The 19,815-nt window shown below is 70.9% G+C and carries 11 protein-coding genes; 10 read left to right on the forward strand and 1 reads right to left on the reverse strand.

What is annotated here, in order from left to right:
- Positions 1 to 708: 708 nt before the first annotated feature.
- Positions 709 to 4,332, reverse strand: a complete 3,624-nt coding sequence (locus tag ACI8AA_RS01495) for a hypothetical protein (RefSeq protein ID WP_457042743.1) — start codon at positions 4,330 to 4,332, stop codon at positions 709 to 711.
- Between the two features lie 2,203 nt (positions 4,333 to 6,535).
- Between ACI8AA_RS01495 and ACI8AA_RS01500 the strand changes: the two genes are divergently transcribed.
- The 10 genes from ACI8AA_RS01500 (at position 6,536) to ACI8AA_RS01545 (ending at position 19,791) form a co-directional block, all read left to right on the forward strand.
- The gene (locus ACI8AA_RS01500) at positions 6,536 to 7,096 is read left to right on the forward strand and encodes a hypothetical protein (protein WP_457042744.1); all 561 of its coding nucleotides are present in this window, start codon (positions 6,536 to 6,538) and stop codon (positions 7,094 to 7,096) included.
- A gap of 55 nt (positions 7,097 to 7,151) precedes the next feature.
- Positions 7,152 to 7,517: a hypothetical protein gene (locus ACI8AA_RS01505; protein ID WP_457042745.1), complete on the forward strand. Its 366-nt coding sequence runs from the start codon at positions 7,152 to 7,154 to the stop codon at positions 7,515 to 7,517.
- Positions 7,518 to 7,999: 482 nt separating this feature from the next.
- Positions 8,000 to 8,380: a hypothetical protein gene (locus ACI8AA_RS01510; RefSeq protein WP_457042746.1), complete on the forward strand. Its 381-nt coding sequence runs from the start codon at positions 8,000 to 8,002 to the stop codon at positions 8,378 to 8,380.
- Between the two features lie 30 nt (positions 8,381 to 8,410).
- Positions 8,411 to 9,964, forward strand: a complete 1,554-nt coding sequence (locus ACI8AA_RS01515) for a phage tail sheath family protein (protein ID WP_457042747.1) — start codon at positions 8,411 to 8,413, stop codon at positions 9,962 to 9,964.
- A 4-nt stretch (positions 9,965 to 9,968) separates the two neighbouring features.
- Positions 9,969 to 10,496, forward strand: a complete 528-nt coding sequence (locus tag ACI8AA_RS01520) for a phage tail protein (RefSeq protein ID WP_457042748.1) — start codon at positions 9,969 to 9,971, stop codon at positions 10,494 to 10,496.
- Positions 10,497 to 10,506: 10 nt separating this feature from the next.
- Positions 10,507 to 11,238 carry a hypothetical protein gene (locus tag ACI8AA_RS01525; protein ID WP_457042749.1) on the forward strand — a complete coding sequence of 244 codons (732 nt, stop codon included), beginning with the start codon at positions 10,507 to 10,509 and terminating at the stop codon, positions 11,236 to 11,238.
- 780 nt (positions 11,239 to 12,018) lie between these two features.
- Entirely contained in the window at positions 12,019 to 13,317 is a 1,299-nt protein-coding gene (locus tag ACI8AA_RS01530) for a Pvc16 family protein (protein ID WP_457042750.1), read from the forward strand.
- Positions 13,314 to 15,260: an ATP-binding protein gene (locus tag ACI8AA_RS01535; protein WP_457042751.1), complete on the forward strand. Its 1,947-nt coding sequence runs from the start codon at positions 13,314 to 13,316 to the stop codon at positions 15,258 to 15,260. Before ACI8AA_RS01530 ends, ACI8AA_RS01535 begins: the two co-directional genes overlap by 4 nt.
- Positions 15,257 to 15,547: a hypothetical protein gene (locus ACI8AA_RS01540; RefSeq protein ID WP_457042752.1), complete on the forward strand. Its 291-nt coding sequence runs from the start codon at positions 15,257 to 15,259 to the stop codon at positions 15,545 to 15,547. Before ACI8AA_RS01535 ends, ACI8AA_RS01540 begins: the two co-directional genes overlap by 4 nt.
- A complete protein-coding gene (locus tag ACI8AA_RS01545) occupies positions 15,544 to 19,791 on the forward strand; it encodes an eCIS core domain-containing protein (RefSeq protein ID WP_457042753.1) in 4,248 nt (1,415 codons plus the stop codon). The genes ACI8AA_RS01540 and ACI8AA_RS01545 overlap by 4 nt, the downstream gene beginning before the upstream one ends.
- The last annotated feature ends 24 nt before the right edge of the window (positions 19,792 to 19,815 follow it).

Here is a 19,815-nt window from a genome sequence, read left to right on the forward strand (position 1 = left end):
ATGACGGATACCGGCGATGTGTGAAGGTACGGGTCGGGGCGTCGGACCACCATGTATCCGCACGTCAAGGGCCAGATCGGTGCGTAGCGGACAAGCACGGTAAGCGGTGTTCGCCAATTCGCAGGGTTATTGGTTCGAGTCCAATCGGGGGAGCAACACCGCAGCTCAACGGCCTGGTAGGCGACCCGAGCCTCGGTCGACGACCAACGAACCACGGGGCAGCGTTCCCTAGGTCGGCGTGGCCGCGTGGAGCCCCACGTCGTGGCCCATCGGCTCTGGGACCTCGTCACGTCGGGTCGGACCAGTACCGCAGGACGCAGTTGAGGACTGAACGACCTGGGCACCGCGTGCGCTGGTGTCCCTGAGGGCGGCTTCAGTGACGCCAAGCACGGCCCGACGCGACAGGCCGTGGCTGAGCTCTTCGCGCCTGACCCGCCGTGACGACGCCCTGGAGCCTGTCGGTGCGCCCGGGACTGTGCGGTTCGAGTTCACTGGTGCTCCTGTGACAGGACGGTCGTCCTGCCTCCACCGACGCTCTCCGGAGGTGACGAGGGATGGCTCGTCGGCGCACTGCGGCCGTTGTCCTGGCCATGATCCCCTTGGTGGCCGGCGCGGCTGCGAAGTCGAGTGACCAACCGCCGATCCCGCTGACGTCGATCTGATGACGTTGCGACGCGGGAGCCGGCCGTCCCCGGCACGTCCGCCCGCTCACCGGCGTGCTCGCGCGGCCATCTCTCTCCAGAACTGACGCAGGTCCTCCCGGGCGATCTCCTGCCAGGGAGCTGCCCTTCGACGCAGACTGTGGTCGAGGAGCGTCTGCTGTCGTCGGCAGAACGTCTCCGTCAGTTCTGCGTGGTACGTGATGTTCCCCTTGGGGGGATACGGGCAGAGGCCGTACTCGCAGTCACCCGGGCAGGTCTTCCCTGGTCGGGAGCCTTCACTCGACCCGATCTTCCGATTCGGGTCCAATGGCGCCCGATCGGTTGTGATGCACGGCGGCAGATCCCGCCGGTTAACCCTCATGAGCCTCTCCTCGCGGCTTCCGACGTCATCTCCTCGGTCGGCGAGGTTCATGAGCAGGAGAACGTCTGCGACCAGCTGTTGGGCGCGCGGATCCAAGGCGCTCCAGCCGATGGACGGCGGTATCCAGAGCTGGTGCTTGCGGAGTTCCGCGCGGTTCATCGCACTCGCTCCGATCTTCGAGGTGACTCCGTGCTCGTCAACCCAGAGGAACCGCTCCGGCCGGCCGCTCTCCAGCGCGTTGATCACCAGTTCGCCGGCTTCCACGACGAATCGGTGGGTACGAGGCGCGTCGCCTTGGCTGCGCGGTTCTCGCCCCTCGTCCCTGAGGCTCCCGGCCACGTCGACCCAATGGTGCACTCGTGCGCGAATGTCGGCGCCGTCCACACCTTTGTGGGAAGGCCCAGGGATCCGCTCACCGCCGCCGTCGGCGTCGTCCGGCAGGGCCCACAGGCCGAGGGCTTGCAGCAAAGTCAGTTGAGAGAACCAGAAACCGCTGCGTTTCAGCAGTTCCAGTGCCTGCTCGGCGAGATGGGTCCGCGCATCTGCATGAGCCTGACGATGCCGCTCGCGTCTGTTCGCGGCATATCTGAACCCCCTGGCCAACGCGACCTCGATCGAGATGGGCAGCGGGGGCACGGGCAGCTGCCGGTACGTCCCCAGCCACGGGTCACCGTCCTCCGGACCAGCCCCGCCCAGGCGGCCCTGGTCATCTGGGCCCTGCGCCGCGGTGGCGTCCGGCGCGTGAGTCACCTGGGTCTGCACAAGTTGCGATCCGGGGTTCGGGGGATGGACGTCCTCGTCTCGACCGCCTCCTCGCACCCCACCTCCCGGACCCGCCTTCTCATCACCCTCGGATCCCCCGCCGCGGGCGCGGATCTCAGGGCGACCCACGCGGCGGATCCAGTACTCCAGGTTGCGCCTGGGCGTGAAGTCCCGGCCCTGGCTCTTGCCGGCCGTGTCAGCGTCTCTCCGGTCAGGTGTCAGCAGGAGCGGCGCCAACCAAGCCGACATGACCGTCGCGCGCCAGCGCTCTCCGGTCGTCATCCACTCGTCGGTGTTCAGTGACTGGAGGGCCTTCCTGAAGTTGCCTCGTAGAGCGAGGAAGGCGATCGTCCCGCCGGCGCCGAGTTCCTCGGCCACCGCGCGACGCACAGGGTAGGAAAAGGCCTCGAAGCAGCCGATCTTGAACAGCTCCCTGTACGCACTCACGATGTCCTTGCGCTCGGGGGAGTCATCCTTGACCCTCGCCTTCCTGGAGCGCTGGTCGACTTCCCGGAGCGCCTCACTCAATCGGTACACGAAACCGAGTTTCGCCTCCTCAAGGGTCCGCGGATCCGCCGCGTTGAAGCGGGACCAGTTCTTCGCCGCCAGCTGCACCAGTTGCAGCTGGTGTCGTTTGTCCGCAGGGGCGACCGTCCCGATCTCCAGTGCGGCAGCGAGGATGTCCAGACACTTGTTGTCATACCCGCTGCGGAAGCGCATCTCGATTCTCTCGTGGAGGGTCTCGACCAACTTCACCGCTGTTGCGTTGTCCGACCCCGGAGTCGCGGACGCAAGATTGGTGACCCCTTCGTTGAGTTGCTGACCGGCCTCCGCCCGTGAGAGCAGGACCATGGCGATCAGCATTTCCCGACCTGGGCGGTCGGGCCAGCGGAAGGCCTCGTCGAGGAACCCAGGGTCGTCCAGTACGTCCTCCAAGGGAAGAGACCCGAGGTAGGCCTGCAGGACGCTGTGCTGGAACCGGACCGCCTCGCCGCGCACCTCCACCAGACCCAGTTGCGCTCCCCACGTGGCCGCGATGCGTGTGTTCACGGTCATGGCGAGACGGGTGTTGACGACGCCGCTCGCGTAGCTCGACCGCCTCAAGCGCTCCTGACTCTTGCGGACCCATGCCGTCAGCCCCTCGGTGCGGAACTCGTCCAGCTCCCAGGTGCTGTCCGGTTCCTCGTCGCTGTCAACGGGGGCTGCGACGTCGCTCTGCCGGGTCGGCACGGGCAGGGCGGGCAGTCCACGCCGGCGCACGTCCTCCTCGGCCTCACCGCTGTCCTGCCCGGGCTCACCCCCGGTCCCCTCGGACTCGCCGCCGTCCAACAGCGCGTCTACGTACTTGACCTCCAACTTGTCCTTCAGCAGACCGACACAGGCAAGCGCAGCGACGAGTGCGACGGTCGCCTGCCGGTGTGATGGCGTCAATGGCGACTCACCGTGCAGACGCCCCCGCGTCAGTGCCGACCTCCAGGTGTCGAGCAGGTTGCGTCGAAGGGCCGAGCGATCCAGGTCCCTGGTGTTGACGGTGGTCGCGGCCTCCTCGTCGTCCGTGACCAGATGCCCGAGCAGTCGCTCCCGGTCCAGTTCGTGAGCGATCCGGAGGTACAACGGCGCTTCGGTGACGCCGGCGGTCTCGACGATCCAGTCGATGCGTCGGGGGTCGCCCTGGCTGCTGCCGCTCCCCAGGTACTGGAGCGCCGCCTCCTCACTCAACGGCTCGAGTTCCAGGACGGAGGCGTCCATTCCGCGCAAGGACTCATGAGGTCGGGATGCGATCACCAGGGGCAAGTTGTCCCGCCTCGCCTGGGTGACCGCCAGGCGAATGCGGTCATCGCGATCCTTGTCCTGCGTCAGAGCCTCCTCCAGGCCATCCGCGAGCACGACGATCCTGTCGTCGTAGCGCAGGAACCGCCAGACCTTCTCCCCCTCGGCATCCGAGAGCAGTCTGGCGTTGACCTGGTTCTTGAAATCCATCCGAGCTACTTCACGAAAGCTGAAGGTCTTCTCCACGTCGCGCAGCCGGATGGCCACCGGAGTCGCTCCGTACTCGGCGAGCAACTTCGTCAACTGCACCATCACAGCCGTCTTCCCGGTTCCCACTCCGCCGATGATCAACTGCGGGCGACGATCCCGGTTCGCGTGCACGTTGTCTATGAGGACCTTGCAGAGTTCGTCTCGTCCGACCACCTCTCCCGTGACACTGCCCGCCGTGGGGACGAGTTTGTGGGGTGATTCCTTGGCTCTCCTCGTCCGCTCCCTGGGTACGAACCAGAGTCGGTTCACGAAGAACAAGGCCGTCACGAAGGCGAGAGTGAGCCACGGCAGGGCGAAGCCCGTCACGGCACCGCAGGACGGTGCGATGTCACTGCAGATCTCTTCCAGGTTGAATCCTGGCGGGAAGTCCATCGGCGCCCCGTTGACCATCACGACGATGGCCCTGACCAACCAGAACGCGAGCAGAGCGGCACCCGTGTAGCAGAGCCACCGGAGAACACGCGCCCATCTCCGACGCTGCCAGCGTCTCGGTCTCTCGATGCCCACCTCGCTGGGGCTGCGCCGGAGCCTGTCCCGCCACCCGGCGTAGGTCCTGGTGAGCCGGCGACGCAATCGTCGGAGGCGCAAGGCGATCCGGTTCGAACCTCGCCGGCCCCGGCGGGAGTTGCGGCGCGTGGAGGGGCTCACTTCTCCTCCTGGATGCAGGGGTGGGAGCGCCCTGGGCGGCCAACAGAGATCGAGCGTGACCCGATCCGTCCAGCAGTAACCGGGGCATCGGGGGGCCGGCCGGCCGGGGACGAGGGATGCGGCGCGCTCCGCGAGCGGGCGTCGATACGACGGGGTGGTCCCGCCGGCTCCGCTCGGGCCGTCATGCAGCCTCCTCGAGCGTCACACCGTTCGGAACGGGACTCATCGCTGGACGGCGATGGCACTCGACCGGATCTTCTCGGCGACTCTCGGGATGACCGCTGTCGGATTCGTGGGCGGTGCCGTCGATCGCGAGCGACACGACCGTCGGCTGTGTCCACGACCGACGAGGAGGGGTCCCGGCAGCCCGATCCCCACCACCGGACCCCCTCCACCTCCACACGGCTGCTCGCCCGGGCGAGGCTCGCCGCATCGATCTCGTGGCTCAGGAAGCAGAAGCGGCCGAGGGGGCCGCCGGACCGTGCCTCATCCACTCGCCGGCCCCCTTGCGCCTCGAGTCGCTGGATCGTGCTCTCGACGGGCATGCTGATCCGGGTTCGTCACCCGGGCGTCACGCGCCCGTCACGAGAGTCGACCACTGTGTGCGCTGTCGCCGGGGGCACTCTCCCTGGCTGCGTGGACCCAGCAGTCATCGTGGCTGAACGGCCCCATGAACCCACCGGGGATGGGGCATCGGGAACGGCTGCGGGCCGGACAGGGCGCCAATGCGACGTGGGAGCACGCAGCCAGACGAGGATGCAGGCCCGTGTGAGGGCGATCGGCTCTGCGACGGGCCGCGCTACGAGGAGACGAGTGCAGCCGGGCGTTCCGCTGCCGAGGGCCCGTGCCGCCGCATCGGCCGCTGCGACCCCGCCGACGACTCCACCGCGGCGGGCCGGGTGGCCTGTGCGAGACCGGATGCACGCGCCGCGACGGGCCTGGCGCAGCGTCGATGACCTCGGGATGGGCCGCACCAGAACCGCGGGTGCCGGCTCGACCTCCACCGGGTCGGTCGGAGCCGGCGATCGGTCACGCGTCGATGACGCGACCGACTCACGACCGACGAACCACCTTCTACGCCCGACGATCACCGATGCCAGCCGATGACGCGGACGTCGCCGACCTGCACCTTCGTCATCGGCTAACCGCTGTCGACAGCCGCACGATCAACTCGCAGGGTTGTCGGTTCGAGTCCAATCGGAGGAGCAGAACCGCAGGTCAGGGGCCTCATGAGCGTGGCAGGTCCCCAAGTGGACCATGACGAACCCCTGAAGTAGCCCTCGAGCGATGCGTGTGGACGTCCTCGCTGCTCCGGGTGCTGGGCGGGTCCCCGGAGCGCTGCGAGCCACGCGTGCGAACCGTCGGGGCAGTCCCGGTGGGGGAGCGGCGAGCTACGGGTGGCGCCCCCAGCGCGTCCACCCCGAGCCGCTGTCCTCCCGGGACCCATCGCCGGCTGCACCCTGCGCTCGCCGGCGACCCCATCCTCCAGTTCCGCTCCTGCAGCTCCCTGGCCGCACAGCACCGTCGTGCCGACGAGCGACGCAGAGGCGATCGGTCCGGCACCAGGCCATGGCGCTGACCCGGGAAGAACTGGCCACGGAGCTGAGGCTCTCCAGCCCGTCGCACATCCGGGTGTGGATGTGGACCGAGCGGGGTGAGTAGTTCCTCGGTCCCGCCCGGCAGTCGGTCTCGGCCGGTGGGGTCACGGTCACCGCCGTGGGTGAGGTGAGCCGCATCGTCCGGGAGATGGGCGACGGCACCCATCGTCGTCTGCGGCGCCAGGACGCCGTACACGCCAGGAGCAGAAGGGAGTCCCCGAATTGCGGCCACGTACAGCTGGCGCCCTTTCGCGCTTCGGCCGGCGGAGCGCGGATACCCGACCTGTCCCATGACCCACCTCATGGTCTTGAGAGATCCGGACCATCGTGGGTTCCCTCTGCGATGTCGCGATGCGGCTGCTCGCGATCAGGAACGTGAGGACCCGGCCCAGCATCGTTCACCGGCGGTGACGCAACAGTGACGAGCGGGTGACGCGGGTGGGGAAGAGTCGGTCGTGGGAGGCATGGGCGGCAACCGTGGAGACGCCAAGCCTCTCGGTGCTGCAGATCAGTGGCCGGAGAGGTCCGACGAGGTGCGCTGGGAGCCCAGTCGCCTCACCGGCTCGAAGGAGGTTCTCGTGGAAACCCTCCCAGAGGAAGCAGCTGCCAGGCTCCGTGAGGACATACAGGCTCATGGCCGCCGCATAGAGGAGCTCCGACGACTGATGGAGGTCGCCGCGGATGAGATCGCCATCCACGAGGCAGTCCTGGAGCTGGCTCAGGATGACCGAATCATCTCCGCGACTGGTGAGATCCAGGGTGCCGATGCAGATCTACGCGACGGGCTCGTCACGGATCTAGCACGGTACTTCACCGCAACCGGGACAGCTCTCCCATCAGGAGTGACCTTCTCACCCGGCGACCCTCGAAGCCAGTCGCTCCGTCTCCATGCAGAGATCAGGCGGGGAGGCGCGGTCATGGAGATCACCTGGGGTCCCGACATAGGATTCGTCGGTCACGGGCTCGTCCCGCAACTCTCCTTCGTCATCAACGCACCATCTGAGGGAGCCCGAAGAAGCTCCTAGGTGGGCCCTTGTCGGACCGTTGCCTGAGACGACAGCAGTGGGAGCGTGAACTCGCATGGCGAAGACGCGGATCGAGACCGTGGAGAACAACCGGAACACTGCGATCGAGTACCAGAACCTCGAGAACTCCGGTTGCAATAGATCTGTACCTGCGAACCGGTCCAGGTCAGTAGGCTGCGATGTCCCTTGGGTCGACAACGAGGACCAGTTCAGGACCAAGCACCTGGAGATCCAGGACTCCTCCGGAAGGGTCATCGCTCACATCTGGCAGCGGACCGTGGGGGGCGAGGATCTCGTGCGCACCTCACGCACCGGCTGGGACGACCCGGGTTCAGCCATAGGCGGTAACGCTGTCGCCGGGGGAAAGAAGAGAAACCTCGTGGTGGACGACAACGGGGTGAGGCTTGACGACCTCGAATGACTGAGCCGGTCGCGCGAAGACGGTCTCAGAGGCCGGCACGCGTGGCAACAGCGCGGACTCCTCCCTCCTCGACGAGTCGGAGAGACAGTTGCTGCGAGAAGTGCTGGTGCTCGACCAGGTCGCCTCCCGCACCCTTTCCCGAGGGGTCGATCGGATCATGGAGGCCAAGGCAGCGGGCGGCACGTCGGCCGGCATCGCTCGCGAGTTGACCGAGTAACAGGTTCCGACGGTTCAGGGCGGAAAGCGGCGGTATGCCTCGACGGTTGCTGCGCACCTGACCCCGAGCGTCCTGCCAGCGGTGACACCGCGGTGACGGTGTGGTGACGGTGGCCCGGTAGACCTTCGACCGAGGCTTCACCTCCGTCGACCGCAGCGTCGCACCATTCCGAACCGCGACGGCACAGCAGAGTCCTCTCGGTCAGTGGTGTGCTCGACCGGGCGCGTGTGTTGGTCACGAGAGGTCCTTCTCGCAAGGGGGGTCGATGTCCGAGACCATCAATTGGTCGGTCAACTTCGCGGTCGTGCTCGGACCCAAGGCTGCGGCTTCGGGGAGTCAGACGACCGATGCCTACGACAAGATGAGCATCCAACTCGCTGCTGCCGCGACCGACGTCGACGTCGACGTCCAGCCGTCAGCCGCAGCCGGTGACGTGCAGCTGTTGATCATCATGGCGAGCTCGTACAAAGCGGACGTCAGCTTCAGCGCCGACGCAGGCACCACGAGTTTCGTCCTGGACGGTCCGCTCGTGCTGATCGGTGCAGGGCCGGTCAGCCTGCTCGCCGACCCTCCCCAGACGTTGCGCTTCGCCAATCCGTCGGCCGACCCGGTCGACGTGAACATCCTCGTCGGACGGCAGGCCTGACCCGCCCATTCCCTTCATCGAAGGAATGCCATGCCCCTCACGCTCGCCCATCCCGGCGTCTACATCCAGGAGTTGGAACCCGCGATCCGAACGGTTCGCGGCGTACCGACCTCGATCACCGCCTTCGTCGGCCGTGCCCGCCGCGGCCTGGTGGACGAGCCGGTCCGGGTCCAGGGATTCGGGGAGTTCGAGCGGCTCTTCGGAGGCCTGTGGGACGAGAGCCCGATGAGCTACGCCGTCCAGCACTTCTTCCTCAACGGCGGCGCGGATGCGCTCATCGTGCGGGTGCACCACGAGAGCGCCCCCGGCGTGCGCGACCACGCCGCCACGGACCTCGCGGCCGAGGGTGGTGGCGTCCTGCGGCTGGAGGCGTCCAGCCCGGGGACGTGGGGCAACCGACTGCAGGCGGTGGTGACGCATCCGCTGCCGGATCCGAACAACCCGAACGCGGCGAGCCAGTTCCACCTCACGATCCAGGAGACCGACGGCGCGACTCCACCGGCCGTGGTGACGGAGGAGAAGTTCCTGCGGCTGACCCTCGACCCGGCCGGGGAGCGGTTCGTGACCGACGTCCTGGAGCAGGAGTCGGAGCTCGTCCGGGGGGTGGGCGCGCTGCCGGGCGGCCGGCCCGTGGTGACGGCCGACCCCGAGCCGCTCATCGACGGCAACGACGGCCTCCGGATCGACGACGCGGACGTGGCGGGTCCGGACTTCGAGAACGCCCGGCGCGGGATCTTCGCCCTCGAGGACGCCGACCTGTTCAACCTGCTGTGCATCCCGCCGTACTCCGACACCGACGACGTCGATCCCGCGACGTGGGACGCGGCGGTCAGCTACTGCACGCGCCGCCGCGCCGTCGTCATCGTCGACCCGCCCGTCGCCTGGAACGACCCCCAGGACGTGCTCGACAACATCACCAACGTCGTCACCCGCAGACCCAACGCCGCGCTGTACTTCCCGAGGATCTGCGCCGCCGACCCGCTGCGTGAGAAGCGGCTGCGCGAGTTCGCCCCCTCCGGGGTCGTCGCCGGCGTCATCGCCCGCCTCGACGCCGCCCGCGGCGTGTGGAAGGCCTCGGCCGGCCTGGAGGCGGCCATGGTGGGCGCGCGCGAACTGACCCTCCGGCTGACCGACGGCCAGAACGGCCAGCTCAATCCGCGCGGGGTGAACTGCCTGCGCACGTTCCCCGCCGCCGGTCGCGTCGTCTGGGGTGCGCGCACGCTGGTGGGCGACGACGACCTGGCCAGCCAGTGGGCTTACCTGCCCGTTCGGCGCACCGCCCTGTTCATCGAGGAGAGCCTGTTCCGCGGGTCCCAATGGGTGGTCTTCGAGCCCAACGACGAGAAGCTCTGGTCCCAGATCCGGCTCACCCTCGGCGCGTTCATGCACGGCCTCTTCCGCCAGGGCGCATTCCAGGGGGTGACGCCGCAGGAGGCCTATTTCGTGAAGTGCGACAGCGAGACCACCACGCAGGCCGACATCGACCGCGGCATCGTGAACATCGTCGTGGGCTTCGCGCCGCTCAAGCCGGCTGAGTTCGTCGTCATCCAGATCCAGCAGATCGCCGGACAGGTCGAGGTGTAGGGCCATGACACAGTTCAGCGTCAACAGATCGCGCTTCGACCCCTACAAGAACTTCAAGTTCCGGCTGAAGTGGGACGGCCGCTACGTGGCCGGGCTCAGCAAGGCAGGCGCGCTCAACCGCAAGACCGAGGTCGTCACGCACCGGGAGGGTGGCGACCCGAGTTCCAGCCGGAAGTCACCGGGGCGGACCGAGTACGAGCCGGTGATGCTCGAGCGCGGCGTCTCGCACGACACTGAGTTCGAGAAGTGGGCCAACAAGGTGTGGAACTGGGGCTCCGGGCTCGGCCGGGAGGTCTCGCTGCAGGACTTCCGCAAGGACGTGATCCTCGAGCTCTACAACGAGGCCGGCCAACTCGCCGTGGCGTACAAGCTCTACCGCTGCTGGGTCTCCGAGTACGAGGCGATGCCCGAGCTCGACGCCAACGGCAACGGGGTCGCGATCCAGAAGATCAAGCTGGAGAACGAAGGCTGGGAGCGGGACTACGAGGTTGTGGAGCCGACCGAGCCCACGTTCACCGAACCCGCCGTGTGACGGACCCGCCGTGATCCGGACACCTGACGCGGGGGAGCTGATCGATGCCTGGGACGCCGGCTCGTCACTGCACCCGGTGCACCGATCCGGGCCGCTGCTGCGCGCGGTCACCGGGCTGGAGCCCGACGCGCTGGCGGAGCTGGACGTCGGCGAGCGCGACCGGGTGCTGATCCAGGTGCGCGAACGGCTGTTCGGGCACACGCTGCGCGCGCTGGCGGACTGCCCGTCCTGCGGTCTCGTGTTCGAGCTGGAACTGACGACCTCCGCCCTGTTCGGCGCGGAGCGGGGGCCGGACGTCGTCGGGGTGGACGTCGCCGGCTACTCCCTCCGCTGCCGCGTGCCACGGATGACCGATCTGGCCGAAGCGGCCGCGGCGGGCTCGGCGAGCGCCGCCCGCGCCCTGCTCGTCGCGCGCGCGGTCCTGTCGGCCGAACGGGGGGGCACACCTGTCGCGGCAGCCGACCTGCCCGACGACGTCGTGCAGACTGCCGCCGCCGCGCTCGCCGTCGCCGAGCCCCTGGCGGACGTGGAGCTGCCGATCAGCTGCGACGCCTGCGGGACCACGTGGCACCGCCCCCTGGACATCGACAGCTACCTCTGGCGGGAGCTCGACGCGTGGGCGGAGCGGCTGATCGGCGACGTGCACGCGCTGGCCACGGCGTACGGCTGGAGCGAGAGCCAGGTACTCGCCCTGTCGCCGCGCCGCCGGCGTCGCTACCTCGAGCTGGTCGGCCATGGCTGACCTGTTCGACGCGCTCGCGGCCCGCGCGCTCGGTGTGGCGCCGGCGCTGGCCCCCGCCCTGGCGCCGCGGTTCGCGCCTGCGCTCGAGGAGCCCGCGGTCGACCTGCACGCGCCCCCCGGCCCGGGCGCGGAGGCACCTGCCGACTGGACGCCGACGGCTGCTCTCCTCGTCCCCCAGCCCGCCACGGCGCCGTCGCCACTGCAGGTGCCGCGGGCTCCCGTCGAGCCCGCGCCGTCCGCGCCGGTGCTCGTCGAGTCCCCGCCAGTGCGCCGGGAAGCAGCGGTGCCACGGCTAGCCGTGGCGCCGCCGACGTCGTCCCTGCCGAACGTGCCCCGCGCTTCCGCCGAGCCCGGGTCCTCGCCCCTGGCCCCCTCGTCCCGGGACCGACGGCCGGAGCCGCCGAGCGAAGCACCGCGCGAGCGCGTGGCGCCCGCGCCCGCTCCGGTGCCGGAGCGGGTCGGGACGGCGCCGCCGCCCGCGAGCCGCTCCCCGGTGACCGAACCGGCGAGCGCCCGGACGGTCGTCCCGGCAGCGCGGCCGGCGGAGCCGGCGGCCCGCGTCGACGCGGAACGCGTTCTCCCCGCGGGCGGACGCGAGACGCCGTCGGCGCCTGTCCAGGTCACCGTCTCGATCGGCCGCGTCGAGGTCCGGGCGCCCGCCGCACCGCCGTCACCGGTCCCGCCGCCCGCCGCACCGCCGTCACCGGTCCCGCCGCCGCAGCCGCGCCGGCCGCAGCCTCGGCTGTCGCTGCAGGACTACCTGCGCCGGGAGGCGTGGCGATGAGCAACCACCTCGCCGTCGCCGCGGCGACCCAGACGCTGGTCGAGTTGCTCGACGACCGGTTGAAGCGCGACTTCGACGCCGCGAAGGTCGTCCCGGCGCGGCCCGACGCCACGGCCACCGACGATGCCGATCCGGAGGTGCGCCTCTTCCTCTACCGGGTGGAGCCCAACCCGTCGTGGCGGAACACCGCGGTGCCGACCCGCTCGCCCACGGGGCAGCTGTACCAGCGACCGCAGATAGGGCTGAACCTGCACTACCTCCTGACGTTCGTCGGCAACGAGGCGCAGCTGGCGCCGCACCGGATGCTGGGCAGCGTCGTCCGGACGCTGGAGGCGGTGCCCCTCCTGACGCGGGCCCGGATCGAGGCCACGATCGCCGAGGTGCTGGCCCAGGCGCCCGACCACCCGCTGGGCCTGTCCGACCTCGCCGAGCAGGTGGAGCTCGTCCGGGTCAGTCCGCTGCCGCTCACCGTGGACGAGCTGTCGACGCTGTGGTCCAGCTTCTTCCAGGCGCCCTACCGGCTCTCGGTCGCGTACGAGGCGTGCGTCGTCCTCCTCACGGCCGACGAGACGCCGACCCGCGCTCTGCCCGTGCGCGAGCGCCGGATCCTCGCGACCACCGTGCTCCGGCCCGTCATCGGGCGGGCGGTGGCCGACGGTCCCCCGTCCAGCCCGATCCGGGCCGGCACGACGCTGCTGATCACCGGGAACCAGCTCCGCGGCGAGGAGATCACCGTGGTGGCCTTCGGCGGGGTCGAGGTGACACCGGATCCGCAGGACGTCTCCGGCACCAGGATCGAGGTCCAGGTGCCGGCGCAGGTCCGCGCCGGGGTCACCGGCCTCCGGGTGATCCACCGTCGGCTCATGGGGGAACCGCCCCGGCCCCGGCTGGCCGGGCAGTCGAGCGTCTTCCCCGTCGTGATCCAGCCCCGGCTGCTGCCGCTCGCCGCCGGCGCCGTCCACGACGTGCAGACCGACTCCGAGACCCAGCTCCGCTCAGGCGGGCTGGCGGTCAGCGTCGAGCCGCCGGTCGGCAGCCGGCAGCAGGTGACGCTGTTGCTCAACGCCGTGCCGGGTGGCACGGGGCGGTCGTTCGTGTTCGAGGACGAGCGCCGCGACGCCGAGGGCGAGCCCGACCAGACCGTCGACCTCGACCTGCCGTTCGTCGCCGTTCCGGCGGGCGACTACCTGATCCGGGTCACCGTCGACGGCGCCGAGACCGTGCTGGCCGTCGACACGACGCCGGGGAGTCCGACCGAGGGGCAGTACGTCGGCCCGGCGGTGACCGTGCCATGACGACCGCCACGACGAGCCGCTGGACCGAGGCCAACCAGGCATATCTCTCATCGGCACTGCACCGGCTGGGCAGGGTCGTCGGCGGCGGGGCTGACGCGGTCGCGGCGTCTCCCGATCTCGACGAGCTCGCCCGCGAGATGCCGCGGCCCCCGGCCCTGCAGGCGCTCGCGTCGGCGTTCGGCCTCTCGGCCTTCGAGCGGGATGTGCTGCTCATGTGCGCCGGTGTCGAGCTCGACGCCGAGTTCGTCGACGCGCTGCGCCGGGCAGGAGCTGGCGGGCAGCCGACCTTCGGCACCGCGCTCGCGCTGCTGCCGGACGCCCACTGGAGCGCGCTCGCGCCGTCGGCCCCCTTGCGGCGGTGGCGCCTGGTGGAGCCTGCGCCGGGCGGCCTGCTGTCCCAGGCCCCGCTGCGCGCAGCCGAGCGGGTGGTGCACTTCCTGGCCGGCGTGCAGACCCTGGCCCCGGAGATCGACGGCGTGGTCGACGTCCTCCAGCGGCCAGCCGAGCGGTTCGAGCTGGCGCCCAGTCACGCGCTGCTGGCCGAGCGCGCGATCCGGGCGTTCACCGCGACCGTCCCGCTCGGCAGGATGCCCCTGGTCCAACTGACCGGCCGGGACGACGGCGCACGCGACGTCGCCGCCGCTGTCGCGGCCGGGCTGGGCCTCGGGCTCGCCGTCCTGCACGCCGACGACGTCCCTGCGGGCGCACCCGAGCGCGAGCAGCTGGCCCGACTGTGGGAGCGCGAGGCCGTGCTGTCCGACCTGCTGCTCGTGGTCGACGCGAGCACGGTCGGCGACGAGCCGCCGGCCGTGGCGGGCGTCGTGCGCCTCCTCGACCTGCTGGCCAGCCCCACCCTGGTCCTGGCCCGGCGACCGCTGCCGGGTCTGCGCCGCGAGGACGTCCGGCTGGTCGTCGAGCCCCCGCCGCTCCCCGAGCGGCTGGCGGCCTGGCGTGCGGTGCTGCCCGATCCGGAGCCGGACCTCGGGATCGAGCGGATCGCCGGGCAGTTCACCCTCACCGGCCGGGACGTGCGGGCGGTGCTCGGTGAGCTGGCCCTGCGGGACCCCGTGGACGCAGCCGACGCCGGCCGCATCCTGTGGGACCTCTGCCGCGAGCGGAGCCGCCCGCGTCTGGGGCACCTCGCCGAGCACCTGCCCGACTCGACGGCGTGGGCGGATCTGGTGCTGCCCCGGCAGCAGAAGCAGGCCCTCCGCGAGATCGCCACCCACGCCCGGGTGCGGCACCGCGTGTACGGCAGCTGGGGCTTCGCCGAGAAGACCCGGCGCGGTCTCGGCATCTCCGTCCTCTTCGCCGGCCCGAGCGGGACCGGCAAGACCATGGCAGCGGAGGCGCTGGCGGAGCTGCTGCGGCTCGACCTCTACCGGATCGACCTGAGCCGGGTGGTCAGCAAGTACATCGGTGAGACCGAGCGCAACCTCGGCCGCATCTTCGACGAGGCGGAGGCGGCCGGCGGTGTCGTCCTGCTCTTCGACGAGGCCGACGCGCTGTTCGGGAAGCGCACGGAGGTGCGCGACAGCCACGACCGCTACGCGAACCTGGAGGTCAGCTACCTGCTGCAGCGGATGGAGGCCTACGAGGGGCTGGCGATCCTCACCACCAACCTGAAGAGCTCGCTGGACCCGGCCTTCCTGCGTCGCATCCGCTTCGTCGTCGGCTTCCCGTTCCCCGACGCGGCCGCGCGGGCGCTCATCTGGCGCGAGGCGTTCCCGGCGGCGACGCCGACCGAGGGGCTGGCGTTCGACAAGCTCGCTCGGCTCAGCGTCGCCGGCGGCACCATCCGCAACATCGCGCTGAACGCCGCCTTCGCCGCCGCCGAGAGCGGGGAGCCGGTGAGGATGGCCCACGTCCTGGCGGCGGCCCGGAGCGAGTACACCAAGCTGGAGCGGTCGCTGCCCGACGCCGAGATCCGGGGCTGGACATGAGCCCCGCGGCCGACGCCCCCCTCGACATCGCCGTCCGGATCGACCGGCTGGTGGTGGAGAGCCGGCACGCGGTCGACGCCGTCGCGCTGCGGCGGGCGCTCGCCGACGCCGTCCGGACGGTGGTGGCCGAGCGCGGCGTCCCACAGACCTGGAGCCGCGACGCGCGGACCCCGCTCGCGGTGATCCGCGGGATGGCGTGGGACGGACGGGGCGGGGAGCAGGGCCTGGCCCGCGTCCTGGCCCTCAGCCTCTACGAGGAGCCGGCGGCTCCAGGGGCACCGGCATGACGCCCGCCCGTGCGGTCGCCGAACGCCGCCCGGCGGCCCGCCGGACCCGGTCGGGCGACCGGACGCCACCTCGCGGATGCCTGCCCGGCGGCCCGGCCGGGGAGGTGGGCGTCCACCGGTTCGACCGCATCACGATCCAGGAGCCGGCCGAGCAGCGCGCCGGCCGGATGCTCGACGCCGCGCTGGCCGAGCCGGTGCACGGCCTGCCGTACGCGGCGGCCCTGGAGCAGCACTTCGGCCAGCCGCTCGGCTGGATCCGGGTGCGGTCCGGCCCCCTGGTCACCGACGCGCTCAACGCGCTCGGTGCGACGGCCGCGACCCGCGGCGACGACGTCTTCCTCCGCGCGCCGTCGGCACCGCTTGACGTCGTCGCCCACGAGGTCACCCATGCGCTGCAGGCCCGCCGCGGCGGGCCCGGCCCGGGCGGCATCGTCGACGAGCACGCCGCACCGGAGGTCGAGGCGCTCCGGGCGCTGCGCGCGCCCGTGGGACCGACCGAGGGACTCGCCCTCAGCGCGATCGCCCTGCTGCTGCAGAGCCCGCCGATCACCGCCGAGCCGACGATCGCCGTCGAGCCCGAGCCCGCACCCGAGCCCGCGCCGCCGCCGAGCGTCGACGCGGCGCCGCCGTCCGCTCCCGCCGCGGAGGGACCGGCACCTGCCGAGACGGCCGGCCCGACCCGGCCGGCGCCGGGCATCGAGGCGGGTGCGGCGCCGGCCGGAGGCGAGACCGCACCGACCGGCGAGGCGTTCGCGCTCGCGCCGGCGGCGCAGCCCACCGTGTCGGCCGAGGAGGTGGCCGCCCGCGAGGCGGCCGCCGCCGAGGCGGCGGCGCCCTTGACCGGCGCAGGCAGCGCGCGTGACCTGCTGGAGACGTACGTCAGCGCAGCGCCGACGGTCAAGGCGCAGCAGGCGGCGTCGCTGTCGGAGCACCTGAACACGGTGCTGCCGGCCGAGACCCGGGAGTGGCAGAGCGCGGTGCCGCCGATCGAGGCCTCCCTGCCGGGTACGGACGACGCACCGCCGGCGTCGCTCCGGGTGGAGCTCCCGCCGGCCGCGGAGGTCCGACTCGAGCCCGGAGCCGTCGCGCCCGCGCCGGAGCCGGAGCTGGCGGAGGTGCCCGAGGCGGCGCCGTTCACCGCGAACGACCGTGTCAGCAGCGCGTTCGGGCACCTCACCGCACCCGCACCCGAGCAGCTCGCCGACGCGATCGGCGAGACGTTGAGCGAGGTCCGGACCACTGATCCGTCGGTCCCGAGGACGCCGGGCCCGCCGCCGGCCATCCCGCTCGGCGGGGAGACCGACCCCGAGCGGATCGCGGCACAGCAGGCGGCGGGCGCCACCCAGGCCGCGGCCGCCCGGGACGAGGCGGTCCGGGCGGTGGTCGACGGCCCCGGCCCGGAACAGGTCCAGCCGGCCGGACTGCAGGAGTCGTACGCGGTGGAGCCGGTCGAGCCGCCCGCGCCCGCGACCCTCGCCGTCCCGGACGGTCCGCAGGCCTACCTCGCCCTGGGCCTCCCGCCCGAGGTGCAGCTCACCTTCGACGAGCAGCAGCAGACAGCCATGCAGGAGAGCATGGCCGAGGCCGCGGCGAAGGCCGACGAGGCCACGATCACCCGCGACGCCGCCCGCGACGAGGCCGTCGCCACTGCCCAGCAGGGCGCGGCCGAGCTGAACGAGACGGCCCAGGCGGAGCAGACCGCGGCGGTCACGGACGCGCGGACGACGATCCAGGCGGAGCGCCAGTCGGCGATCGACGCCCAGCAGGCCGAGGTCGAGCGGATCCGTGGCGAGGCGGCCGGCCGTCGGCAGGCCGACGAGGCCGTGATCGACCGTCAGGTGCAGACCGAGCAGCAGGCCATCGACGGCTCGTACGTCGCCGCGGAGTCCGACATCGCCGCCGAGGTGACCGACGGCGAGCGGCGGGCGCAGGAGGAGCGTGCCCGGGCCGAGCGCGAGGCCGAGGACGAGAGCTGGTGGGACCGGGCCGTCAGCTTCGTCAAGGACGCCTTCGACGCGCTCGTGTCGGCGATCGGCGAGATATTCGACGCGGTCCGCGCCGCCGTGAACGCAGCCCTGGACGCGCTGAAGTCCCTCGCGCTGAGCGTGATCGACCGGCTCGCGACGTTCATCAAGGACGCGATCGCGGCGTTCGGGGAGTTCCTGAAGTCCGCCATCGACACCCTCGTCGGGACGTTCTTCCCCGAGCTCGCCGCCCGGCTGAACGCGGCCATCGACGCGGCGGTCGCCGCCGCCCGGGCCGCCGTCGACGTGGTCGCCGAGGGTCTGAAGGCAGGCATCAGCGCGCTGGTCGAGGGGCTGCGGGCCGGCATCAACGCGGCCCTGGACGCCTACGAGGCCGCGATCGGCTTCGCCCTCAGCGTGGTCGGCGCCGCGCTCACGGGGGACTGGGGCGCCGTGGCCCGCAAGGTCCTCGAGGCGGTGCTCGGGCTGGTCGGCGTCGATCCCGAGGCGTTCTACGCCTTCGTCGGCCGGGCCCAGGAGACCCTCGAACTCATCGTCGACAACCCGCTCGGCTTCCTGTCCAACCTCGTGGACGCCTTCGTCGGCGGCGTCCAGGGGTTCGCCGACAGGTTCGGCGAGCACCTGAGGAACGGGGTGATCGGCTGGCTCACCGGCACGCTGGGCAGCGCCGGCATCACCGTGCCGCAGACCTTCGACCTGTTCGGCATGCTCGACCTCGCGCGCCAGGTCCTCGGGCTCACGTGGGAGCGGATCCGCGCCAAGGCCGTCAAGCTCATCGGCGAGCGGAACGTGGCGCGGCTGGAGTTCATCGGCGGCTACATCACCACGCTGGTGAACGAGGGCTGGTCCGGCCTCTGGGAGAAGATCAAGGCCGACCTGAGCAGCCTCACGGACATGGTGTTCGACGGGATCAAGTCGTTCCTGCTGGACCGCGTCGTGCTCGCCGTGATCAAGAAGATCCCGGCCCTCTTCGGTCCGGTCGGCGCGATCGTCCAGCTGGTGATGACCGCGTGGAACCTGTACGAGTTCCTCCGCGACCAGCTCGCCCGGATCGCCGGGCTCGTGAAGACGGTCGTCGACAGCATCGGCGACATCGCCCGCGGGGTGCTCACCGCCGCGACCGCCAAGGTCGAGGCGGTGCTCGGCGACCTCGTGCCCATAGCGCTCGACCTGCTCGCCCGGCTGCTCGGCCTCGGCAACGTGGGGGAGGACGTCCGGGAGGTCATCCAGCGCGTCCAGGCCTTCATCGACAGGGCGATCGACGCGCTGATCACCCGGGTCATCGGCCTGTTCACCGGCAGGAGCAGGGCCGGCGCGGCCGCTGACGGTGTCGCCGCTAGGGCGGGAACGCAATCTGGGCAGCAGGACTCAACGGCACCCGTGGCTGCAGGGGCGGCTGACCCGCAGGTCAAGGTCTCGGCCTTGGCTGCCGCGTACACCCGCGCCACTCAGAACAAGCTCGCGACCGTTGAAGCGCTGAACGACCTCATCGATGGCGTTCACCGGGAGTTCAAGCCGCGCGGACTCGCTGCGCTGTGGTTCGACGTGACGAACGAAGCAACGCTGCAGGGCCGATTCCTCGCGACCGCCAGTGATCCGGAGCAGCGTGTGATCGCCTGGAAGGAGATCTTCGATCCACTCGACCCCGATGAACTCCTGTTCGCGATCCAACCGCGAAACGAGACGCACGCGGCCTTGTCGGTCGACGGAAACAAGATCGGCACGGTGGCATTGAGCGAAAAGGGTCACCATGCGGAGGAGAACCTCATTGCCACCCGGTGGGACGCGGCTCTAGACGTGGTCAGGGCCGGGATCGCGCTGGGAAAGCGCCCCCGACTTGCATTGGCGATCAACCGAGCACCGTGCTATTTCCGCTGCGCACCTCTGCTCATCGACGTCCTCACACGCCTAGACCCTGCTCTGAAGAGCGCCGCAGATTTCGTTCTCGCCCCGACCGGGGTGTACGAACCCACCGAAAGGTTGACGGAGGAGGAGATCCAGCGGCAGCGGGACGAGCTCACAGCGATAGCCGAGACTCTGGGGCGGCCGGCCTCGGCCGTCATTCGCGAGTACCTGAGTCGCGTGCGTGTCACGGATGACGCGACGACGTTCAACGACCTCCGGGCACTGGTAGCGGCCGGCTGGGACCTACGCCAGCTCCAGGCTCGGCCCCGGCAGACGAGTGCGGGTCGGGAGCTGGCGATTGCGGCTCACTCCATCGCTGTCCAGGCCGAGAAGGCCAAGGCGGGGAAGTCATGAACGGCGCCATGTGTCCTGTCGAGC

Source organism: Geodermatophilus sp. SYSU D01180 (assembly GCF_054050415.1).

What these genes read in the sequence shown, in the direction of transcription:
- ACI8AA_RS01510 (WP_457042746.1), top strand. Translation starts at nt 8,000, where the DNA reads ATGTCCGAGACCATCAATTGGTCGGTCAACTTCGCGGTCGTGCTCGGA.
- ACI8AA_RS01535 (WP_457042751.1), top strand. Translation starts at nt 13,314, where the DNA reads ATGACGACCGCCACGACGAGCCGCTGGACCGAGGCCAACCAGGCATAT.
- ACI8AA_RS01500 (WP_457042744.1), top strand. Translation starts at nt 6,536, where the DNA reads ATGGGCGGCAACCGTGGAGACGCCAAGCCTCTCGGTGCTGCAGATCAG.
- ACI8AA_RS01545 (WP_457042753.1), top strand. Translation starts at nt 15,544, where the DNA reads ATGACGCCCGCCCGTGCGGTCGCCGAACGCCGCCCGGCGGCCCGCCGG.
- ACI8AA_RS01515 (WP_457042747.1), top strand. Translation starts at nt 8,411, where the DNA reads ATGCCCCTCACGCTCGCCCATCCCGGCGTCTACATCCAGGAGTTGGAA.
- ACI8AA_RS01505 (WP_457042745.1), top strand. Translation starts at nt 7,152, where the DNA reads ATGGCGAAGACGCGGATCGAGACCGTGGAGAACAACCGGAACACTGCG.
- ACI8AA_RS01530 (WP_457042750.1), top strand. Translation starts at nt 12,019, where the DNA reads ATGAGCAACCACCTCGCCGTCGCCGCGGCGACCCAGACGCTGGTCGAG.
- ACI8AA_RS01520 (WP_457042748.1), top strand. Translation starts at nt 9,969, where the DNA reads ATGACACAGTTCAGCGTCAACAGATCGCGCTTCGACCCCTACAAGAAC.
- ACI8AA_RS01540 (WP_457042752.1), top strand. Translation starts at nt 15,257, where the DNA reads ATGAGCCCCGCGGCCGACGCCCCCCTCGACATCGCCGTCCGGATCGAC.